Origin of the sequence: Blastococcus sp. VKM Ac-2987, from assembly GCF_026967805.1 — a bacterium.
GTDB lineage: Bacteria > Actinomycetota > Actinomycetes > Mycobacteriales > Geodermatophilaceae > Blastococcus.
On record NZ_JAPVBG010000001.1, the window covers coordinates 1,388,164 to 1,407,232 of the forward strand.

19 protein-coding genes are annotated in these 19,069 nt (G+C 74.4%); 5 read left to right on the forward strand and 14 right to left on the reverse strand.

Features of this window, described 5'->3' with window-relative positions; translation table 11 throughout:
- Positions 1 to 10: 10 nt before the first annotated feature.
- The 6 genes from O2W17_RS06900 to O2W17_RS06925 are packed head-to-tail and all read right to left on the reverse strand — an operon-like array spanning position 11 to position 4,647.
- On the reverse strand, positions 11 to 478 hold the full coding sequence (locus tag O2W17_RS06900) for a CBS domain-containing protein (RefSeq protein ID WP_269191661.1): 468 nt from the start codon (positions 476 to 478) through the stop codon (positions 11 to 13).
- Between the two features lie 40 nt (positions 479 to 518).
- On the reverse strand, positions 519 to 1,514 hold the full coding sequence (gene rlmB / locus O2W17_RS06905; RefSeq protein ID WP_269191662.1) for a 23S rRNA (guanosine(2251)-2'-O)-methyltransferase RlmB: 996 nt from the start codon (positions 1,512 to 1,514) through the stop codon (positions 519 to 521).
- A complete protein-coding gene (gene cysS / locus O2W17_RS06910) occupies positions 1,496 to 2,902 on the reverse strand; it encodes a cysteine--tRNA ligase (RefSeq protein WP_269191663.1) in 1,407 nt (468 codons plus the stop codon). Before cysS ends, rlmB begins: the two co-directional genes overlap by 19 nt.
- A gap of 25 nt (positions 2,903 to 2,927) precedes the next feature.
- Positions 2,928 to 3,440: a 2-C-methyl-D-erythritol 2,4-cyclodiphosphate synthase gene (gene ispF, locus O2W17_RS06915; RefSeq protein ID WP_269191664.1), complete on the reverse strand. Its 513-nt coding sequence runs from the start codon at positions 3,438 to 3,440 to the stop codon at positions 2,928 to 2,930.
- Complete coding sequence (gene ispD / locus O2W17_RS06920) at positions 3,437 to 4,126, reverse strand: 2-C-methyl-D-erythritol 4-phosphate cytidylyltransferase (RefSeq protein WP_269191665.1); 690 nt, start codon at positions 4,124 to 4,126, stop codon at positions 3,437 to 3,439. Before ispD ends, ispF begins: the two co-directional genes overlap by 4 nt.
- Positions 4,127 to 4,164: 38 nt before the next feature.
- A complete protein-coding gene (locus tag O2W17_RS06925; RefSeq protein ID WP_269191666.1) occupies positions 4,165 to 4,647 on the reverse strand; it encodes a CarD family transcriptional regulator in 483 nt (160 codons plus the stop codon).
- A 130-nt stretch (positions 4,648 to 4,777) separates the two neighbouring features.
- On the opposite strand from O2W17_RS06925, the gene O2W17_RS06930 reads away from it, so the two are divergent.
- From O2W17_RS06930 to disA, 4 genes are all read left to right on the forward strand, one after another.
- Positions 4,778 to 5,629, forward strand: a complete 852-nt coding sequence (locus O2W17_RS06930; protein ID WP_269191667.1) for a UbiA family prenyltransferase — start codon at positions 4,778 to 4,780, stop codon at positions 5,627 to 5,629.
- A 149-nt stretch (positions 5,630 to 5,778) separates the two neighbouring features.
- A complete protein-coding gene (locus O2W17_RS06935) occupies positions 5,779 to 6,414 on the forward strand; it encodes a copper chaperone PCu(A)C (protein ID WP_269191668.1) in 636 nt (211 codons plus the stop codon).
- 99 nt (positions 6,415 to 6,513) lie between these two features.
- Positions 6,514 to 7,881, forward strand: a complete 1,368-nt coding sequence (radA, locus tag O2W17_RS06940) for a DNA repair protein RadA (protein ID WP_269191669.1) — start codon at positions 6,514 to 6,516, stop codon at positions 7,879 to 7,881.
- Between the two features lie 116 nt (positions 7,882 to 7,997).
- Positions 7,998 to 9,083, forward strand: coding sequence for a DNA integrity scanning diadenylate cyclase DisA (disA, locus tag O2W17_RS06945; protein WP_269191670.1), 1,086 nt, complete (start codon positions 7,998 to 8,000; stop codon positions 9,081 to 9,083).
- 30 nt (positions 9,084 to 9,113) lie between these two features.
- Here disA and O2W17_RS06950 read toward each other — a convergent pair whose 3' ends face one another.
- Positions 9,114 to 9,797 carry a MucR family transcriptional regulator gene (locus O2W17_RS06950; RefSeq protein WP_269191671.1) on the reverse strand — a complete coding sequence of 228 codons (684 nt, stop codon included), beginning with the start codon at positions 9,795 to 9,797 and terminating at the stop codon, positions 9,114 to 9,116.
- Between the two features lie 77 nt (positions 9,798 to 9,874).
- On the opposite strand from O2W17_RS06950, the gene O2W17_RS06955 reads away from it, so the two are divergent.
- On the forward strand, positions 9,875 to 10,768 hold the full coding sequence (locus O2W17_RS06955; RefSeq protein ID WP_269191672.1) for an A/G-specific adenine glycosylase: 894 nt from the start codon (positions 9,875 to 9,877) through the stop codon (positions 10,766 to 10,768).
- A gap of 186 nt (positions 10,769 to 10,954) precedes the next feature.
- Here O2W17_RS06955 and O2W17_RS06960 read toward each other — a convergent pair whose 3' ends face one another.
- The 7 genes from O2W17_RS06960 to O2W17_RS06990 all read right to left on the reverse strand — a co-directional run bounded on the left by O2W17_RS06960 (position 10,955) and on the right by O2W17_RS06990 (position 18,904).
- A complete protein-coding gene (locus tag O2W17_RS06960; protein WP_269191673.1) occupies positions 10,955 to 13,492 on the reverse strand; it encodes an ATP-dependent Clp protease ATP-binding subunit in 2,538 nt (845 codons plus the stop codon).
- 296 nt (positions 13,493 to 13,788) lie between these two features.
- Positions 13,789 to 14,142 (reverse strand): histone-like nucleoid-structuring protein Lsr2, encoded by a 354-nt coding sequence (locus O2W17_RS06965; protein ID WP_269191674.1) that lies wholly within the window; start codon positions 14,140 to 14,142, stop codon positions 13,789 to 13,791.
- 141 nt (positions 14,143 to 14,283) lie between these two features.
- Positions 14,284 to 15,810 carry a lysine--tRNA ligase gene (gene lysS / locus O2W17_RS06970; protein WP_269191675.1) on the reverse strand — a complete coding sequence of 509 codons (1,527 nt, stop codon included), beginning with the start codon at positions 15,808 to 15,810 and terminating at the stop codon, positions 14,284 to 14,286.
- Positions 15,811 to 15,821: 11 nt separating this feature from the next.
- Positions 15,822 to 16,628, reverse strand: coding sequence for a type III pantothenate kinase (locus O2W17_RS06975; RefSeq protein WP_269191676.1), 807 nt, complete (start codon positions 16,626 to 16,628; stop codon positions 15,822 to 15,824).
- A gap of 16 nt (positions 16,629 to 16,644) precedes the next feature.
- Positions 16,645 to 17,070 (reverse strand): aspartate 1-decarboxylase, encoded by a 426-nt coding sequence (gene panD, locus O2W17_RS06980; RefSeq protein ID WP_269191677.1) that lies wholly within the window; start codon positions 17,068 to 17,070, stop codon positions 16,645 to 16,647.
- A complete protein-coding gene (gene panC / locus O2W17_RS06985) occupies positions 17,067 to 17,948 on the reverse strand; it encodes a pantoate--beta-alanine ligase (protein WP_269191678.1) in 882 nt (293 codons plus the stop codon). The genes panD and panC overlap by 4 nt, the downstream gene beginning before the upstream one ends.
- Entirely contained in the window at positions 17,945 to 18,904 is a 960-nt protein-coding gene (locus O2W17_RS06990; RefSeq protein WP_269191679.1) for a Rossmann-like and DUF2520 domain-containing protein, read from the reverse strand. The genes panC and O2W17_RS06990 overlap by 4 nt, the downstream gene beginning before the upstream one ends.
- Positions 18,905 to 19,069: the final 165 nt, after the last annotated feature.

The window sequence follows — 19,069 nt, forward strand, 5'->3', positions numbered from 1 at the left end:
CCCTGCGCCGTCAGGACGTCTGGATGTAGTCGACGAGCTGCTGGCGCTCGGCCTCCAGCTCGTCCAACCGCGCCTTGACGACGTCGCCGATCGAGACGATGCCCACCAGGGCGCCGTCGGCGACGACGGGGACGTGCCGGACCCGGTGGTCGGTCATCGTCCGCGCGAGGCCGTCCACGCTGGCATCGGGTGGGCAGACGTGCACCTGGGTCGTCATCACGCTGGAGACCGGGTCCGCGAGGAGGTTGGTCCCCCGCTCGTGGAGCCCGCGAGCGACGTCCCGCTCGGAGATGATGCCGTCGATCCGGCGCCCGTCGGACGACACGACGAGCGCACCGATCCCCTTCTCCGCCAGCAGCTGGAGAGCGGAGCGGATGCTGACCGACCCGTCGACGGTGACGACCTCGCGTCCCTTGTGGCGGAGCAGTTGGCTGATGTGCACGCTGACCTCCTCGGGAGGGGTGACGGGAGTGTGCACCTCCTCCGGCCCGGGGGGCAACGGTCAGCTCGGCGGGCCGCTACCCGGCCGCGTTCGCGCTGCGGAGCAGCGCGGTCTGGTAGAGCGCGATGCCGGCGGCGACGCTGACGTTGAGGGACTCGGTGTCGCGGTCGATCGGGATGCGCACGACGACGTCGCACTTCTCCCGCACCAGCCGCGACAGCCCGGTGCCCTCGGCGCCCACGACGAGCGCCACCGGGTCGGTGAAGCCGTCGTGGTCGTGCAGGTCGACGTCGCCGTCGCCGGCCAGCCCGACCGTCTGCAGCCCGGCGTCCTGGTAGCCGGCCAGCGCCCGCGGGAGGTTCACCGCGCGCGCCACCCGGAGGCGCGCCGCCGCACCAGCGCTGGTCCGCCAGGCCGACGCCGTCATGCCGACGGCGCGACGCTGCGGGACGACGACCCCGTGCGCGCCGAACGCGGCCGCCGAGCGCACGACGGCGCCCAGGTTGCGCGGGTCGGTCACGCCGTCCAGGGCCACCACCAGCGGCGGGCGACCGGAGTCCCGCGCGATGTCCAGCAGGTCCTCGGGGTGCGCGTAGTCGTAGGGCGGGACCTGCAGGCCGATGCCCTGGTGCAGGGCGCCCTGCGACATCCGGTCGAACTCGCCCTTGCCGACCTCGAGCAGCGGCAGCCCGCGGTCGGCGGCAAGCGCGAGGGCCTCGGCGATCCGCTCGTCGGTGCCGCCGCGCGTGGTGTCGCCGGTGACGACGTACAGCGCCGTCGCGGGGATCTGCGCGCGCAGCGCCTCCACGACCGGGTTGCGGCCGAGCAGCAGCTCCGGCGTCTCCTCGGCGCGCTGGCGGGCACGGGCCCGGTCGGCCCGCGCCTTCGCGTCGGCGGCCGCCCGGCGCTGGGCCGGGTGGCCGGGCCGCGCCTCGGCCGGCGGGGTGGCACCCCGGCCGGCGAGGGAGCGGCGGTTCTTGCCGCCGGTGCCGGCGGTGGCGCGCTTCTTGCCCGCCCCGTCGCTCCGGCCGCGGCGCTGGCTGTTGCCGGCCATCAGTGGGTCAGCTCCCATCGGGGTCCCTGCGGGGTGTCCTCGACGGTGACGCCGAGGGCGGCGAGCTGGTCGCGGATCGCGTCCGCCGCCGCGAAGTCCTTGCGTGCCCGAGCGGCCTGGCGCTGCTCGAGGGCGAGGGCGACCAGTCCGTCGGTCGCCCGGGCCAGCTGCCGGTCACCGGAGCCGCCGGCCGCCCACCCCGGGTCCAGCGGGTCGAGGCCGAGCACGCCCAGCATGGCGCGCACCGAACCCAGCGTGCCGGCGACGGCGGCATCGTTCCCGTCGGCGAGGGCGGTGTTGCCCTCCCGCACCGTCTCGTGGATCGCGGCCACGGCGGCGGGGGTGCCGAGGTCGTCGTCGAGCGCAGCGCTGAAGTCGGCGCAGAGCACCGGCGCCCCGGCCTCGGCGCCGACCCGCTCGGCGGCGCGCTTCACGAACGACTCGATCCGGCGGTAGGCCGACGCGGCCTCCTCCAGCGCGGAGTCGGTGAACTCGATGGTCGAGCGGTAGTGCGGCGCCACCAGGTAGTAGCGCAGCTCGACCGGCCGCACCCGCTGCACGACCTCGTCGACCAGGGCGGTGTTGCCCAGCGACTTGCTCATCTTCTCGCCGCCGAGGGTGACCCAGCCGTTGTGCAGCCAGTACTGCGCGAAACCGTCGCCGGCCGCACGCGACTGGGCCTGCTCGTTCTCGTGGTGCGGGAAGCGCAGGTCGAGCCCGCCGCCGTGGATGTCGAACTCCGCCCCGAGGTAGCGCTCGGCCATCGCCGAGCACTCGAGGTGCCACCCCGGCCGGCCGCGTCCCCACGGCGTCGGCCACGAGGCGGTCGCCGGCTCACCGGGCTTGGCGGCCTTCCACAGCGCGAAGTCGCGCGGGTCCCGCTTGCGCTCGTCGGTCTCGGTGTCGGCCGCGGGCTCGAGGGCGTCCAGCCGCTGGCCGGTCAGCGCGCCGTACTCCGGGAACGACCGGACGTCGAAGTAGACGTCGCCGTCGACGGCGTAGGCGTGGCCGCGCTCGATCAGGCGACCCATGAGCTCCACCATGTCGGGCACGTGCCCGGTCGCGCGCGGCTCGTAGGTGGGCGGTAGGACACCGAGGACGTCGTAGGCGCGGGTGCAGGCACGCTCGTTCCGGTAGGCCCAGGCCCACCACGGAACGCCGTTCGCGTCGGCCTTCGCCAGGATCTTGTCGTCGATGTCGGTGACGTTGCGGACGTAGGTGACGTCCAGCCCCTGCGCGGTCAGCCAGCGGCGCAGCACGTCGAAGGCGAGAGCGGCGCGCACGTGCCCCACATGGGGCGGGCCCTGGACGGTGAGCCCGCAGACGTAGACCGACGCCTCTCCCGGACGCAGGGGCACGAAGTCCCGGACCGCACGGGCGGCGGTGTCGAAGAGGCGGAGGCTCACTGCGCCGAGTCTACGGAGACCCCGGTCAGGGCTGCGCCGCCCGCACCGCCGGCTCCCCCGTCCGGACCACGAGGGCCGTGGCCACCGCGGCCCGCCCCTCCCCGCGGCCGGTGAGGCCGAGCCCGTCGGTGGTGGTGGCGGTCACGCTCACCGGGGCGCCGAGGGCCGCGGTGAGCACCGCCTCGGCCTCGGCTCGCCGCGGCCCCAGCTTCGGCGTCGTGGACACCAGCTGCACCGCGGCGTTGCCCACCCGCCAGCCCGCCGCGTCGAGCACCTCGCGGACGTGCGCGAGGACGTCGGCGCCGCGTGCGCCGGCCCAGCGGGGGTCGTCGGTGCCCAGCAGCCCGCCGATGTCCCCGAGCCCGGCGGCGGAGAGGACGGCGTCGGTGAGGGCGTGCGCCACGACGTCGCCGTCCGAGTGCCCGGCGCAGCCGTCGGCACCGGGCCACTCCAGCCCGGCCAGCCAGCAGGACCGGCCCGGCTCGATCGGGTGGACGTCGGTGCCGATGCCGACGCGCGGCAGCTCCGAGGCGGTCATCGCGCCACCTGCAGGTCGGCGAGCTGCAGCCCCGCCAGCGCCAGGTCGTGCGGAACGGTGATCTTGGCGGCCCGCTCGTCCCCCGGGACGGTGCCCACCGGGATGCCGGCCGAGCGGACGACGGCGGCGTCGTCGGTGAGCTCGGCCGCGTCGTCCAGGGCGGCGTACGCGGCGACGAGGGTGGCCCGGTCGAAGCCCTGCGGCGTCTGCACCCGGCGCAGCGGGGCACGGGGCACGGCCGCGGTGACCACGCCGTCGTCGTCGACCACGACCGTGGTGTCGACGACGGGGAGGACCGGCACGACCGCCTGCGCACCGGCGGCCAGGGCGGCGAGGACCCGGGCCACGGCCTCGGGCGGCGTCAGCGGCCGCGCGGCGTCGTGGACCAGGACGACGTCGGGTGCGGTGCGGCCGGGGCCGGTCAGGGCGGCCAGCCCGGCGCGGACCGACGCGGTGCGGGTGGGACCGCCGTCGACCAGCCGGATCGTCCCGGGCAGCGCGGCCGCGAAGGCGGCGCGCTCGGCGGCCGGCACCGTCACGACGACCTCGGCGACCCCGCCGGCCAGCAGGCCCTCGACCGCCCAGGCGACCAGCGGGCGCCCGGCGAGCGGGACCAGCGCCTTGGGCCGGTCGGCGCCCAGACGCGAACCGCTCCCGGCCGCTGCGACGATGGCGGCAGCGTGCACGGGAGCGGTTCGGTTCGTTCCGGGATGGCGCGGAGTGCTCAGCTGGCGAGGACCTCGTCGAGCAGGATCTCGGCCTTGTCCTCGTTGGTGCCCTCGGCGAGCGCGAGCTCGCTCACCAGGATCTGGCGGGCCTTGGACAGCATCCGCTTCTCGCCCGCGGAGAGACCGCGGTCCTTGTCGCGACGCCACAGGTCGCGGACGACCTCGGCGACCTTGTTGACATCGCCCGAGGCGAGCTTCTCCAGGTTGGCCTTGTACCGACGCGACCAGTTGGTCGGCTCCTCGGTGTGGGGCGCCCGCAGGACCTCGAAGACCCGGTTGAGGCCCTCCTGACCGACGACGTCGCGGACGCCGACGATCTCCGCGTTGTCAGCCGGCACGCGCACGGTCAGGTCGCCCTGGGCGACCTTCAGCACGAGGTAGGCCTTCTCTTCGCCCTTGATGACCCGCTTCTCGATCGCCTCGATGAGCGCGGCACCGTGATGCGGGTAGACGACGGTCTCGCCGACAGTGAAGCCCATGTGGATGTGACCCCTTTCGCTCCCCCAAGGTTAGCACGGCACACTGACCAACGGATCGGCCCCGGGCAGTAAATATGCAGGTCAGGGGCCTGACCCGAGAAGTCGGAGGGGTTGACACAGCGTGATTCATGTGCCTGCGGGGGCCGCGCGACCGGGGGCGACGGCCCGCGCCCTGGTCCTCGCCACCCACCCCGCACCGGCGGTGGCGGTCACCGCCGTGGCGACGCTCCTGGCGGTCGCCGCCGACGTCCCGGCCGGTCGGGCCGCCCTGCTCTGCGCCGCCGTCCTCGCAGGTCAGGCCTCCATCGGCTGGAGCAACGACTGGCTCGACGCCGACCGCGACCGGGCCGTCGCGCGGGCCGACAAGCCGGTCGTGCAGGGGGACGTGACGCCCCGGCTGCTGCGCCGGGCAGCGCTGCTGGCGGCCGGGATCGCCGTCGTCCTCTCCCTCCTCCTCGGCCTCGTGCCCGGCCTGCTGCTGCTGCTCCTGGTCGCCAGCGGCTGGGCCTACAACGCGGGTCTCAAGCGCACCGTGTGGTCCGTCGCCGGCTACGTCGTCGGTTTCGGCGCCCTGCCCGCGGGCGTGGTCGCCGCCGCGCCCGGCGACGCGACCGCCCCGTGGTGGCTGGTCGCCGCGGGCGCCGCCCTGGGCGCCGCCGCCCACCTGGCGAACGTCGCCCCCGACCTGGAGGACGACCTGGCCACCGGGGTCCGGGGGCTCCCCCACCGGCTCGGTGCGCGGGTGTCGGCCGCCGCCGGGGCGCTGCTGCTCGCGGGTGCGTCGCTCGTGCTCGTCCTCGGCCCTCCGGGCCGCCCCACGACCGCCGGCTGGGCCGCGCTCGCGCTGGCCGCGCCCGCCGCCGTCGTGGCCGCCCTGTCCGGCGGCGCACCGCGCTTCCGCCGGCTGGCCTTCCCCGCCGTCCTGCTGCTGACCGTCCTCGACGTGCTCCTGCTGCTCAGCGGCGGGGCGACCCTCGCCTGAGGCCCCGGTCCAGCGGGGCCCCGGAACCCGGGACGCGCGGCTCCGACGGCTCCCTCCGGGCGGGGCGCGGGGGCGACCGATACGCTCCTGGGGTCTTCGTGCCACCGATCCCGCGGTGGCCGGCCCGGTCCTGCTGGAGGTCGACGGCTGTGAATCGCGCTCTGCGCGCCGCCACGATGGGCGTTCTGCTCCTCTCCCCGCTCGCGCTCTCCGCGTGCAGCGCGGGGCAGGTGACGCAGACCGCCTCCCAGCAGCGTGACAAGGTCGGCGCGATGGCCGAGGTCGGCGACATCACGCTGCGCGCCGTGGCGGTCAACTCCCCCGAGGGCGGCGGCGCCTACGAGGCCGGTGACGACGCCACGGTGCGGATGGCCGTCGTCAACAGCGGCAACGAGGACGACACGCTGACCGGCGTCAGCGGCGAGGGCTTCGACGAGGCCGTCATGACGCCCGCCGGGGAGACCGCCTCCGACTCGACGGCCGGCTCCGGCGAGCTGGAGATCCCGGCCCGCTCGACGGTGTTCGTCGGCGCCGAGGGCGGCCCGGAGATCACCCTGTCCGGGCTGGACGAGGCGCTGACCACCGGCCAGAGCGTCGAGCTGGTCCTCACCTTCGAGAACGCCGGGGAGGTCACCGTGGGCACCCCGGTGGCGACCCCGGAGGAGTTCATCGAGCGCGAGGAGGCCTTCGACTTCCACCACGAGGAGGAAGAGGGCGAGTCCGGCGCCGAGGAAGCCAACCGCGAGGACACCGAGTCCGCCGGCGGCGGGAACCCGGGGAACTGACCTCCGCACCTGATCCACCCGCCGACGGCGGCTCCCGACCGGGAGCCGCCGTCGCGCGTTTGCGGGGAAGTGTCGGAACCGGCGGTTAGCGTCGGCGGCGTGCCCGCCCCCGGAGTGAAGTCCGCTCGCCCCGCCCACCGCTGCACCGAGTGCGGTCACGCCTCGGCCAAGTGGGTCGGCCGCTGCCCCGAGTGCCAGGCCTGGGGCACGCTGCAGGAGACCGGAGCGCCGGCGAGCGGTCTCCGCGCCGTCTCCGCCGGGCAGGTGAGCGCCCCCGCCCGGCCGATCGCCCAGGTCGAGCTGGCCGGGGCCCGCGCGGTCCCCACGGGCATCGCGGAGTTCGACCGCGTGCTCGGCGGCGGGCTGGTGCCCGGCGCCGTGCTGCTCGTCGCGGGCGAGCCGGGGGTCGGCAAGTCCACCCTGCTGCTGGAGGTCGCCCAGCGCGTCGCCGCCGCCAACGGTCCGGCGCTGGTCGTCTCCGGTGAGGAGTCAGCCGGGCAGGTGCGGCTGCGGGCCGAGCGGATCGGCGCCCTGCACGACCAGCTCTACCTGGCCGCCGAGACGGAGCTCTCCGCGGTCCTCGCCCACGTCGAGGCGGTCAACCCCTCGCTCCTGGTGCTCGACAGCATCCAGACCGTCCGTTCCCCCGCCGTCGAGGGCACCGACGGCGGGTCCACCCAGGTGCGCGCAGTGGCCTCCGCGCTGACCGGCGTGGCGAAGACCCGGGGGATGACGACGATCCTCGTCGGCCACGTGACCAAGGACGGCGCCATCGCCGGCCCGCGCACCCTCGAGCACCTCGTCGACGTCGTCGTCTCCTTCGACGGCGAGCGGCACTCCACGCTGCGCATGGTGCGGGCCACCAAGAACCGGTTCGGCCCCGCCGACGAGATCGGCTGCTTCGAGATCGGGGACGCCGGCGTCGTCGGCGTCCCCGACCCGTCGGCCCTCTTCGTGTCCCGGCGGGCCGACCCGGTACCCGGCAGCTGCGTCACCGTCACGCTGGAGGGCAGCCGCCCGCTGCTCGCCGAGGTGCAGGCCCTGGTGGCGAGCACCAGTGGCGGCGGATCGCCCCGCCGCGCGGTCAGCGGGCTGGACTCCCAGCGGGTGGCCATGGTCAACGCCGTGGTGGAACGGCGCGGGCGCGTGAAGCTCGCCGACGCGGACGTGTTCGCGGCCTCGGTCGGTGGAGTGCGCATCGCCGAGCCGGCCGCCGACCTGGCGCTGGCGCTGGCGATCGCCTCGGCCGCCAAGGACACCCCGCTGCCCGCCGGGACGGTCGCCCTGGGCGAGGTCGGGCTCTCCGGTGAGATCCGCCGGGTGGGCGGCACCGGGCGCCGGCTCGCCGAGGCCGCCCGCCAGGGGTACCGGGTCGCCCTGGTCCCCCCGGACGCCGGCTCCGCCCCGGCCGGCATGCGGCTGATCGAGGTCCCCGATCTCGGGGCGGCCTTCCACCGGATGTTCTGAGCCAATAGGGTCTCGTATCGGGAGGCGCCCACGTCGGGGGCCACCCCGAGCATGCCCGGGCCCTCCTCCGGGCACGTAGACTCAGCCGCCGTACCACTCGACCGTCAGGAGCGCTCGTGCCCGCCGCTGTGGACCCCGAGATCGCCCTGCGCGAACTCCTCGGCCGCATCGCCCCTGGCACGGCGCTGCGCGACGGCCTCGAGCGCATCCTCGCGGGCCGCACCGGCGCCCTGATCGTGCTCGGCTACGACCGCGTGGTCGAGTCGCTGTGCACCGGCGGGTTCGCGCTCGACGTGGCCCTCTCCGCCACCCGGCTCCGCGAGCTGGCGAAGATGGACGGCGCGGTGATCGTCTCCTACGACGGCACCCGCATCGTGCGCGCCGGCGTGCACCTGATGCCCGACCCGACCGTGCCCACGGAGGAGTCGGGCACCCGCCACCGCACCGCGGAGCGGGTCGCCGTGCAGACCGGTTTCCCGGTCATCTCGGTGAGCCAGTCGATGCACATCATCAGCGTCTACGTCGCCGGCCGGCGGTACACCCTCGAGCACCCCACGACGATCCTGGCCCGCGCGAACCAGGCCCTGGCGGCCCTGGAGCGCTACAAGCTGCGCCTCGACGAGGTCGCCAGCACCCTCTCCGCGCTGGAGATCGAGGACCTCGTCACGGTGCGCGACGCGATGAGCGTCAGCCAGCGGCTGGAGATGGTCCGGCGCATCGCCGACGAGATCGAGGGCTTCGTCGTCGAGCTCGGCACCGACGGGCGGCTGCTCGCCCTCCAGCTGGACGAGATGCTCGCCGGCGTCGAGGAGGACCGTGGGCTCCTGGTGCGCGACTACCTCCCGCCCAGCGGCCGCCGCCCCCGCACGATCGACCAGGTCCTCACCGACCTGCGCGCCCTGACTGCGACCGAGCTCCTCGACCTCTCCGCCGTCGCCCGGTGCTACGGGCTGCCCACCTCCCCGGACGCGCTGGACTCCCCCGTCAGCCCGCGCGGCTACCGGCTGCTGGCCCGGGTGCCCCGGCTGCCCGCCGGCATCATCGACCGGCTCGTGGACCACTTCGGCGGCCTGCAGAAGCTGCTGGCGGCCACCATCGAGGACCTGCTGGCCGTCGAGGGCGTCGGGGAGGCCCGGGCCCGCGGCATCCGCGAGGGGCTGTCCCGGCTGGCCGAGACGTCGATCCTCGACCGCTACAGCTGACGCCTCGTCCCGGCGACGACGCGGAGCCCGTCAGCCGAGGGTGAGCGGGGCGTCGCCGGAGACCAGGGTGTCGAGCCGGCCGCGCAGCACGTAGCTGCCCGGCGGCGGCGTCACCCGCGCGGCGGCGCAGCCCGGCTCGCTGGTCAGCCCGCCCCAGACCACGGGGAAGACCACCGTCTCCCCCGGCGCGAGGGTGCGCTGGTCGCTGCTGCTCTCCGGGAAGCAGTCGTTGCTGCCCCAGACCCGGGCGCCGGCGGCGTCGACCATCACCAGCTCCTGCAGCTGCTTGTCCAGCGCCCGGACGCAGGGCACCGTCGAGGTGTTGGTCACCGCCAGCTCGAACGTCGGCTTGCTGCCCACCGCCGCCTGCCCGGGGGTGCGCACCTCCAGCCGGAGCATGTCGCCGGTGCACGGGCCGCCCGGAGTGGGCCCGGCCGGCACCTCCGGGGCGGGCGGGGGTGGGGGCGGCGGGGCGGTCAACCGCTCGGTCGACGGCGGCCGGACCTGCGCGAATGAGGGGACGACCTGCTCGAGCGCGGGCTGCTCCACCGGCTCGGTGGCCGCGGTCGGCGTCGTGGCGGTCCCCTCGTCGTCCTGCACGAGGCTCACGACCAGCCAGGTCAGGAGTGCCAGGACGGCCAGCAGGACGGCCAGCACGGTCAGCCGGCGCCGCCAGTAGACGGCGGCGGGCAGCGGACCGACCGGGTGCAGCACGCCGGGAACGGTAGTGCGCCCGGTCGGGACTGGTCCGCTCGCCGCGCCGCGCCGCCCGCACGGCACACTGGACACCCGTGACCGGTCAGTCCTCCACCGCCGGCTCCGCACCGGCCGGCGAGTCGATCGTCGACTGGTACGCGGCGGCTGCCCGCGACCTCCCGTGGCGCACCGAGGGCATCGATCCCTGGGCCGTGCTGGTCAGCGAGGTGATGCTCCAGCAGACCCCGGTCGCGCGCGTGGAGCCCGTCTGGCGCTCGTGGATGCAGCGGTGGCCCACCCCCGCCGATCTGGCGGCCACGCCGCCGGCGGAGGTCATCCGGGCCTGGGGGAAGCTCGGCTACCCGCGCCGGGCGCTGCGGCTGCGCGAGGCGGCGATCGCGGTCGCCGAGCGGCACGACGGCGTCGTCCCGGCGGACGTCGCCGCGCTCGAGGCGCTCCCGGGCGTCGGGACGTACACCGCCCGGGCGGTGGCCTGCTTCGGCTACGGCCGTCGCCAGCCCGTGGTCGACACCAACGTCCGGCGGGTGGTGGCCCGGCTGGTGCACGGTCGTGCGGAGGCCGGGAACGCCCGCGCCGCCGACCTGGCGGACATCGCGGCCCTCGCCCCGGAGGACGACGCCCGCGCCGTGCGGTTCTCCGTCGCCGTGATGGAGCTCGGGGCGCTGGTGTGCGTCGCCGGCACCCCGCGGTGCGGTGCGTGCCCGGTGCGCGACCGCTGCGCCTGGCGGCTGGCCGGCTCGCCGGCGCACGACGGGCCACCCCGCCGGGTGCAGAAGTTCGCCGGCACCGACCGGCAGGTGCGCGGCCGCCTGCTCGACGTGCTGCGCGCCGCGGAGGAACCGGTGGACCCCGCCGCCCTGGAACCGGCCTGGGACGACGCGGCCCAGCGCAGCCGCTGCCTGGACTCCCTGCTCGCCGACGGCCTGGTCGAGCAGACACCGGATGGAAGTTTCACCCTTCCGACGTGAGGCGCCCTGCGAGGGTCGGCCTGCGGGGTGGGGCCGGAGGCTTCCACGCGGGTCGACGAAAGGGCTCGTCGCAGCAGGGGTACGGCAATTGGCCGCGGTGCGATCCGGAGGATCGCCATGTCACGACACACGACAGGGGCCGCCCCCACCTCGCGGTGGGAGCGGCCCCTGTCGGTGCTGCGCTCGTTACTCGGCCGCGGCCGCGGGACCTTCCTCGTCACCCTCGGCGCCCGAGAGGGCCACCGGCGGGGTGTCGGGCAGGTCGAGCGGCTTCGCCTCACCGCGGAAGGTGAACTTCTGCGCGGGCCCCTCGGCGTCGTCGACGTCGACCACGATGATCTGACCGCTGGTCAGCTCGCCGTAGAGGATCTTCTCGCTCAGCGCGTCCTCGATCTCGCGCTGGATGGTCCGGCGCAGCGGCCGGGCACCCAGGACGGGGTCGAACCCGCGGGCCGCCAGCAGCTTCTTCGCCGCCGGGGTGACCTCGATCGCCATGTCCTTGTTCTTCAGCTGGGTCTCGAGGCGGGCGAGCATGAGGTCCACGATGTGGATGATCTCGTTCTCGGTCAGCTGGTGGAACACGACGATGTCGTCGATGCGGTTGAGGAACTCCGGCCGGAAGTGCTGCTTGAGCTCCTCGTTGACCTTGAGCTTCATCCGGTCGTAGTTCGACTGGTCGTCGTTCCCGGCCTGGAAGCCGAGACCCACGGCCTTGGAGATGTCCCGCGTACCGAGGTTGGTCGTGAGGATCAGGATCGTGTTCTTGAAGTCCACGATGCGGCCCTGACCGTCGGTGAGCCGGCCGTCCTCCAGCACCTGCAGGAGCGTGTTGAACACGTCCGCGTGCGCCTTCTCGATCTCGTCGAAGAGGACCACCGAGAACGGCTTGCGCCGCACCTTCTCGGTCAGCTGGCCACCCTCGTCGTACCCGACGTAACCGGGAGGGGCACCGACCAGGCGGGACACGGTGAACTTGTCGTGGAACTCACCCATGTCGATCTGGATGAGCGCGTCGTCCTCACCGAAGAGGAACTGCGCGAGCGCCTTGGCCAGCTCGGTCTTACCGACACCCGAGGGGCCGGCGAAGATGAACGAACCACCCGGACGGCGCGGGTCCTTGAGGCCCGCACGCGTGCGCCGGATCGCCTGGCTGACGCTCTTGATGGCCTCTTCCTGGCCGATGATCCGCTTGTGGAGCTCGTCCTCCATGCGGAGCAGACGCGTGGTCTCCTCCTCGGTGAGCTTGAAGACGGGGATACCGGTCCAGTTGGCCAGCACCTCGGCGATCTGCTCGTCGTCGACCTCGGCGACGACGTCCATGTCGCCGGCCTTCCACTGCTTCTCGCGCTCGGCCTTCTCGCCCAGCAGCTGCTTCTCGGTGTCGCGCAGGGACGCGGCCTTCTCGAAGTCCTGCGCGTCGATCGCCGACTCCTTCTCGCGGCGGACGCCGGCGATCTTGTCGTCGAACTCGCGCAGGTCCGGCGGGGCGGTCATCCGCTTGATCCGCATCCGGGCGCCGGCCTCGTCGATCAGGTCGATCGCCTTGTCCGGCAGGAAGCGGTCGGAGATGTACCGGTCGGCCAGCGTCGCAGCGGCCACCAGGGCGCTGTCGGTGATGCTGATCCGGTGGTGCGCCTCGTACCGGTCGCGCAGGCCCTTCAGGATCTCCACGGTGTGGGCGAGGGTCGGCTCGCTGACCTGGATGGGCTGGAAGCGCCGCTCCAGGGCGGCGTCCTTCTCCAGGTGCTTGCGGTACTCGTCCAGCGTGGTGGCGCCGATGGTCTGCAGCTCACCGCGGGCCAGCATCGGCTTGAGGATGCTCGCGGCGTCGATCGCGCCCTCGGCAGCGCCCGCCCCGACGAGGGTGTGGATCTCGTCGATGAACAGGATGATGTCGCCGCGGGTGCGGATCTCCTTGAGAACCTTCTTCAGCCGCTCCTCGAAGTCACCGCGGTAGCGGGAACCGGCGACGAGCGCGCCCAGGTCGAGGGTGTAGAGCTGCTTGTCCTTCAGCGTCTCGGGCACCTCGCCCTTGACGATCGCCTGCGCCAGCCCCTCGACGGCGGCGGTCTTGCCGACGCCGGGCTCGCCGATGAGGACCGGGTTGTTCTTGGTGCGGCGGGACAGCACCTGCATGACCCGCTCGATCTCCTTGGCCCGCCCGATGACCGGGTCGAGCTTCTGGTCGCGCGCGGCCTGGGTCAGGTTCCGGCCGAACTGGTCGAGGACCAGCGAGGTCGACGGCGTGCCCTCGGCGGGGCCGCCGGCCGCGGCCGGCTCCTTGCCCTGGTAGCCCGAGAGCAGCTGGATGACCTGCTGGCGGACGCGGTTGAGATCGGCGCCCAGCTTCACGAGCACCTGGGCGGCGACGCCCTCGCCCTCGCGGATCAGGCCGAGCAGGATGTGCTCGGTGCCGATGTAGTTGTGGCCGAGCTGGAGGGCCTCGCGCAGGGACAGCTCGAGGACCTTCTTCGCCCGCGGCGTGAAGGGGATGTGACCGGACGGCGCCTGCTGGCCCTGCCCGATGATCTCCTCGACCTGCTGGCGGACGCCCTCGAGCGAGATGCCCAGGGACTCCAGGGCCTTGGCAGCGACGCCCTCACCCTCGTGGATCAAGCCCAGGAGGATGTGCTCGGTGCCGATGTAGTTGTGGTTGAGCATCCGGGCCTCTTCTTGGGCCAGGACGACGACTCGGCGGGCTCGGTCGGTGAACCGTTCGAACATCTGCTGCTTCTCCTCTGACCGGCTGGTCCGGCACTGCCCTCCCCGTTCTGGGAAGGAGCACCCGACGTCCGTCGGCGCGCGGGGGCACCGGTCTTTCCACTGTAGTCGCGGACCACGTCACCCCGTCGTCGTGCGACGGTGCGGTGGATGGCTGCTCGGTGCAACGGCCCCCGCGCAGGTGGTGTTCCGCCCCCGTTACGCCGTGAGCGGACGACGGCGTGCCGCCCCCGTGGACGCCGACGGCCCGGTTCCCCGCGTGGGGAACCGGGCCGTCGCCGGACGTGCGGAGGCCGTCGTCAGTGCGCGGCCTCGTAGGCCTCGACGACGCTGGCCGGGATGCGACCGCGGTCGCTGACCGCGTGGCCGTTCTTGCGGGCCCAGTCGCGGATGGCGCCGGCCTGCTCGCGGTCCATGCGGCCGCCGCCACCGGTGGCCCGGGACCGGCCGCCGCCGGAGGCCCGGCCGGCACCGCGGCCGACCTTCCGGGCCGCGGAGACGTACCGGGCGAAGGCGTCACGCATCTCCGAGGCGTTCTGCTCCGCCAGATCGATCTCGTACGAGGTGCCGTCGAGCGAGAAGCTCACGGTCTCGTCGGCCGGGAGATTCTCGTCGAGATCGTCGCTCAGGATGACCTGGACCTTGCGCGCCATTCGTTCCTCGCTTTTCGCTGCGGCCCGGGAGCCGGACGGAAATAGCACCCAGCGGGTGCGGGGTCCATTGAAGCACGAGTAACTGCTTTTCCGTAATGGCGGAGGCGATGGCGCCCATTCGGATGACACCGGGGATACGGGCTATACGGAACTGATTGGGCGGACCAACGGGAACAGGATCGTCTCGCGTATTCCGAGACCGGTCAGCGTCATCATGAGCCGGTCCATCCCCATGCCCATACCGCCGGTCGGCGGCATTCCGTACTCGAGCGCCTCCAGGAAGTCCTCGTCGAGCGCCATCGCCTCCGGGTCGCCGGCGGCGGCCAGCGCGGTCTGGGCGGTGAAGCGCTCCCGCTGCACCACCGGGTCGACCAGCTCCGAGTAGGCGGTGGCCCGCTCGATCCCCCCGATGTAGAGGTCCCACTTCTCGGCCACGCCCGGCGTCGAGCGGTGCGCCCTGGTGAGCGGCGAGGTGTCCACCGGGTAGTCGACGACGAAGGTCGGCGCCTCCAGCGTGTGCTGGACCAGTGCCTCGAAGATCTCCTCGACCAGCTTGCCGTGGATCCACGCCGGGTCGACGCCGACGTCGTGCTGCTCGGCCAGCTGCCGGAGCCGCTCGATCGGCGTCTCCGGGGAGATCTCCTCGCCCAGCGCGTCGGACACCGCCGTGTACAGCGGGATCTGCGGCCATTCCCCGGACAGGTCCACCTCGGTGCCGTCGTGGTGGCGGGCCACGTGGTCACCGAAAAGTGCTGCGGAGCACTCCTGGATCAGCTCCCGGGTGACGGTCGCCATCACCTGGTAATCGGCGTAGGCCTGATAGGCCTCGAGCATCGCGAACTCCGGCGAGTGCGAGCTGTCGGCGCCTTCGTTGCGGAAGTTGCGGTTGATCTCGAACACCCGGTCCAGGCCGCCGACGATGCACCGCTTGAGGAACAGCTCGGGTGCGATGCGCAGGTAGAGGTCGAGGTCGAAGGCGTTCATCCGGGTGCGGAACGGCCGGGCAGCCGCTCCCCCGTGCACCGTCTGCAGCATCGGCGTCTCGACCTCGAGGTAGCCGCGGGAGCCCAGCCCGGCGCGCAGGGTCGACATGACGGTCGCGCGCTGGCGCACGGTGCGCCGGGCCTCGTCGCGCACGATGAGGTCGACGTAGCGACGGCGGACCCGCAGCTCCTCGCTCATCGGCTTGTGCGCCACCGGGAGGGGGCGCAGCGCCTTGGCGGTCAGCTGCCAGGAGTCGGCGAACACCGAGAGCTCGCCGCGGCGGGAGGTCCCGATCTCGCCGTCGACGAAGACGTGGTCACCGAGGTCGACGTCGGACTTCCAGGCGGCCAGCGACTCCTCGCCGACGCGGTCGCGGGAGAGCATCACCTGCAGCTCGGCGTCGCCCTCGCGCAGGGTGGCGAAGCAGAGCTTGCCGGTGTTGCGGACGAAGATCACCCGGCCGGTCACGCCGGCCCGCTCGCCGGTCATGGTGTCCGGCTCCAGCTCGGGGTGGGCGGCGCGGACCCCGGCGAGGGTGGTGGTGCGCGGCACGCTGACCGGGTAGGGGTCGACGCCCGCATCGCGCAGCCGGTCGAGCTTGGCGCGGCGGACCCGCATCTGCTCCGGCAGCTCCTCGGCGCCGGTGTCGTCGCTGCCTGGCCCGTTCGGTCCTACGTCCGTCACGGGGGCCGAGCCTACGGGGCCCCCGCCCGCCGCTCGGCGGCCTGCTGCCGCTGGAAGGCCAGCCGCAGCCCGTGCACGGTCAGGTCCGGTTCGCGCGCCTGGATCGACCGGCAGCTGTCGACCAGCAGCGGGGCCAGCCCGCCGGTGGCGACGACCACCGGCGCGGTGCCGAACTGGCCGACGATCTCCGCCGCGATCCGGGCGACCAGCCCGTCCACCAGGCCGGCGAAGCCGAGCACCAGCCCGGACTGGAGGGCGGCGACGGTGTTCTTGCCGATCGCCTGCGGCGGGCAGGTCAGCTCGACCGAGCGCAGCTGCGCGGCCCGGCTGGCCAGCGCGTCCCGGCTCACCTCCACGCCCGGGGCCAGGGCGCCGCCGAGGAACTGGCCGTCGGGGCCGACGGCGTCGACGTTGGTGGAGGTGCCGAAGTCGACGACGACCACCGGGCGACGGCCGCCGTCCGGCGCGCGGCCGAACAGCTCGGCGGCCGCCAGGGCGGTGACGACCCGGTCGGCGCCCACCTCGCGGGGGTTGTCCACGTGCAGCGGGACGCCGGTGCGCACGCCGGGGCCGATCAGCACCACCGGCACCTCGAGGGAGTCCAGCAGCTGCCGCAGGGCCGGCAGCAGCGCGGGCACCGTGGAGCAGGCGGCGACGCCGGTGACCTCGGTGTCACGCAGCAGCCCGCGCCAGAGCATGCGCAGCTCGTCGGCGGTGGCCCGCGGCGCGGTGGTCACCCGCCAGGAGCCGACCCGCCGGTCGCCGTCGAAGGTGGCGAGGACGGTCTGGCTGTTGCCGACGTCGACGGTCAGCAGCACGGGAGCACCCGCCCGGTCACCGGACCGGCACGCCGAGGTCGCTGCGCCGCTGGTCCGGAGCGCCCGGCACCGGGGCCGACGGGTCCCCGCCGAGCTCGACGACGCGGTTGGCGCCGTCGACGTGCACCACCTTGGGGATGTAGCTCTTGGCCTCGGTCTCGTCCATCAGGCCGTAGCTGATCAGGATGACCATGTCGCCGGGGTGCACCAGGTGCGCGGCCGCGCCGTTGATGCCGATCACGCCGGTGCCCCGCTCACCGGGGATGACGTAGGTCTCCAGCCGGGCGCCGTTGGTGATGTCGACGATCGCGACCTGCTCACCGGGCAGCAGGTCCGCGGCGTCGAGGAGGTCCTCGTCGACGGTCACCGAACCCACGTAGTGCAGGTCGGCCTGGGTGACCGTGGCGCGGTGGATCTTGGACTTGAGCATCGTGCGCATCATCGGGGCTCTCCCAGCTGGACGGCGGTGTTGTCGAGGAGTCGGGTGCTGCCGGCGCGGACGGCGACCAGCAGGCGGGCGGGACCGGCGGCGGGCGACGGCCCCAGGTCGGTATCGGTGAGTTCGAGGTAGTCCTGAACCAGCTGCGGCGCCTCGGCGAGCACGGTCCGGGCGGCGGCGAGGACGGCGCCGGGCCCCTGCGGACCGGCGGCGGCGCCGGCCCGCAGCGCCCGGTTCACCACCGCCGCCGTGCGGCGCTGCTCCGGGTCGAGGTACCGGTTGCGGCTGGACAGCGCCATCCCGTCGTCCTCGCGGACGGTCGGCACGCCGACGACCTCCACCCCCAGCGCCAGCTCCCGGGCCAACGCCCTGATCAGGGTCAGCTGCTGGTAGTCCTTCTCGCCGAACAGCGCGAGGTCGGGGCGGACCAGGCCGAAGAGCTTGGCGACGACGGTGAGCACGCCGGCGAAGTGCCCCGGGCGGACCGCACCCTCCAGCACCGAGCCGAGCGGACCGGGGTCGACGGTGACGCCCACGGCGCCGGGCGGGTAGACCTCCGCCACCGGCGGGTGGAAGACCACGTCCGCGCCCTCCTCGGCCAGCGCCGCGAGGTCGGCGTCCCAGGTGCGGGGGTAGCGGTCGAAGTCCTCACCGGGCCCGAACTGGGTGGGGTTGACGAACACGGAGACGACGACGCTGCCGGCGCGCGCCCGGGCGTGCCGGACCAGGGTGCGGTGCCCCTCGTGCAGCGCGCCCATGGTCGGCACCAGGGCGACCGGGCCGGGTAGCCCGGCCACCACGCGGCGTAGCTCGGCGACCGACTCGGCGACGGCGGGGGCGGTGGCGGGGCGGGCCGGCGGCTGCGTGCCGACGACGCTCATCGGAGGGGGGTCCCGTGCCGGGCTGCGGCCAGGGCCTCGAGCACCGGCGCGGCCTCGTGCGGCTTCAGCCGGCCGGCGGCGAGCGTCCGCTCCGCGGTGCGCCGGGCCATCGCGACGTAGGCGGCCACCGAGTCCGGGGCGCGCTCGGCGAGGGTCGCCAGGTGGTGGGCGACGGTGCCGGCGTCGCCCCGGCTGACCGGCCCGGTGAGCCCGCGGTCGCCCCGGCGCAGGCCGTTGTCGAGGGCGGCGCCGAGCAGCGGGGCCAGCACCCGGGCCGGCTCGGTGACGCCGGCGGTGCGCAGTAGCGCGGCGGCCTCGGCGACCAGGGTGACCAGGTGGTTGGCGCCGGTGACCAGCGCCGCGTGGTACAGCGCGCGGTCGCCCTCGGCGACGAAGAACGGCTCGCCACCCATCTCCAGGACCAGCGTCTCGGCCACGGGGCGGTGCTCCGGGCGGCTGGTGACGCCGAAGGGGGCGAGGGTGAGGCGGTCGGCGTCCTCGGGTGCGCCGGTGAAGGTCATCGCCGGGTGCAGCGCGAGCGGGAGCACCCCGGCCTGCTCGGCGGGCGCGAGGACGGCCAGCCCGTGGGCGCCGGAGGTGTGGAAGGCCAGCTGACCGGCCCGCCAGGCACCGGTCTCGGCGAGGCCGGCGACGAGGCCGGGGAGGGTGTCGTCCGGCACGGCGAGGACCACCAGGTCGGCGGCGGCGACCACCGCGTCGGCCGGGAGCAGCGGGACCCCGGGCAGCAGCCGGGCGGCGCGCTCGGCGGAGGCGGCGGAGAGACCGGAGGCGGCGACGACGTCGTGGCCGGCGGCGGCGAGCGCGCCGCCGAGGACGGCGCCGACGCGGCCGGCGCCGATGACGCCCACGCGGAGGCGGGCGGGCGCGTCGGAGGGGCGGGCGGGCGCGGGGGCCGGGCCCCGCACCGGACGGGCGGTCCTGCGAGCAGCAGGCATCGGTGCACCTCTCGTTCCAGTCCCTGGCGGGTACCGGACGTCGGGCGCGATCTCCGCGGTCGGGGATCGCGGTCGTGCTGGTGGTGCCGGTCGTGCCGGCCGGCGTCCGCTGCAACCGTCTGTGTCACGCGGGCGACCTGCCGGTGGCGAGTCTCTGTCCAGTGT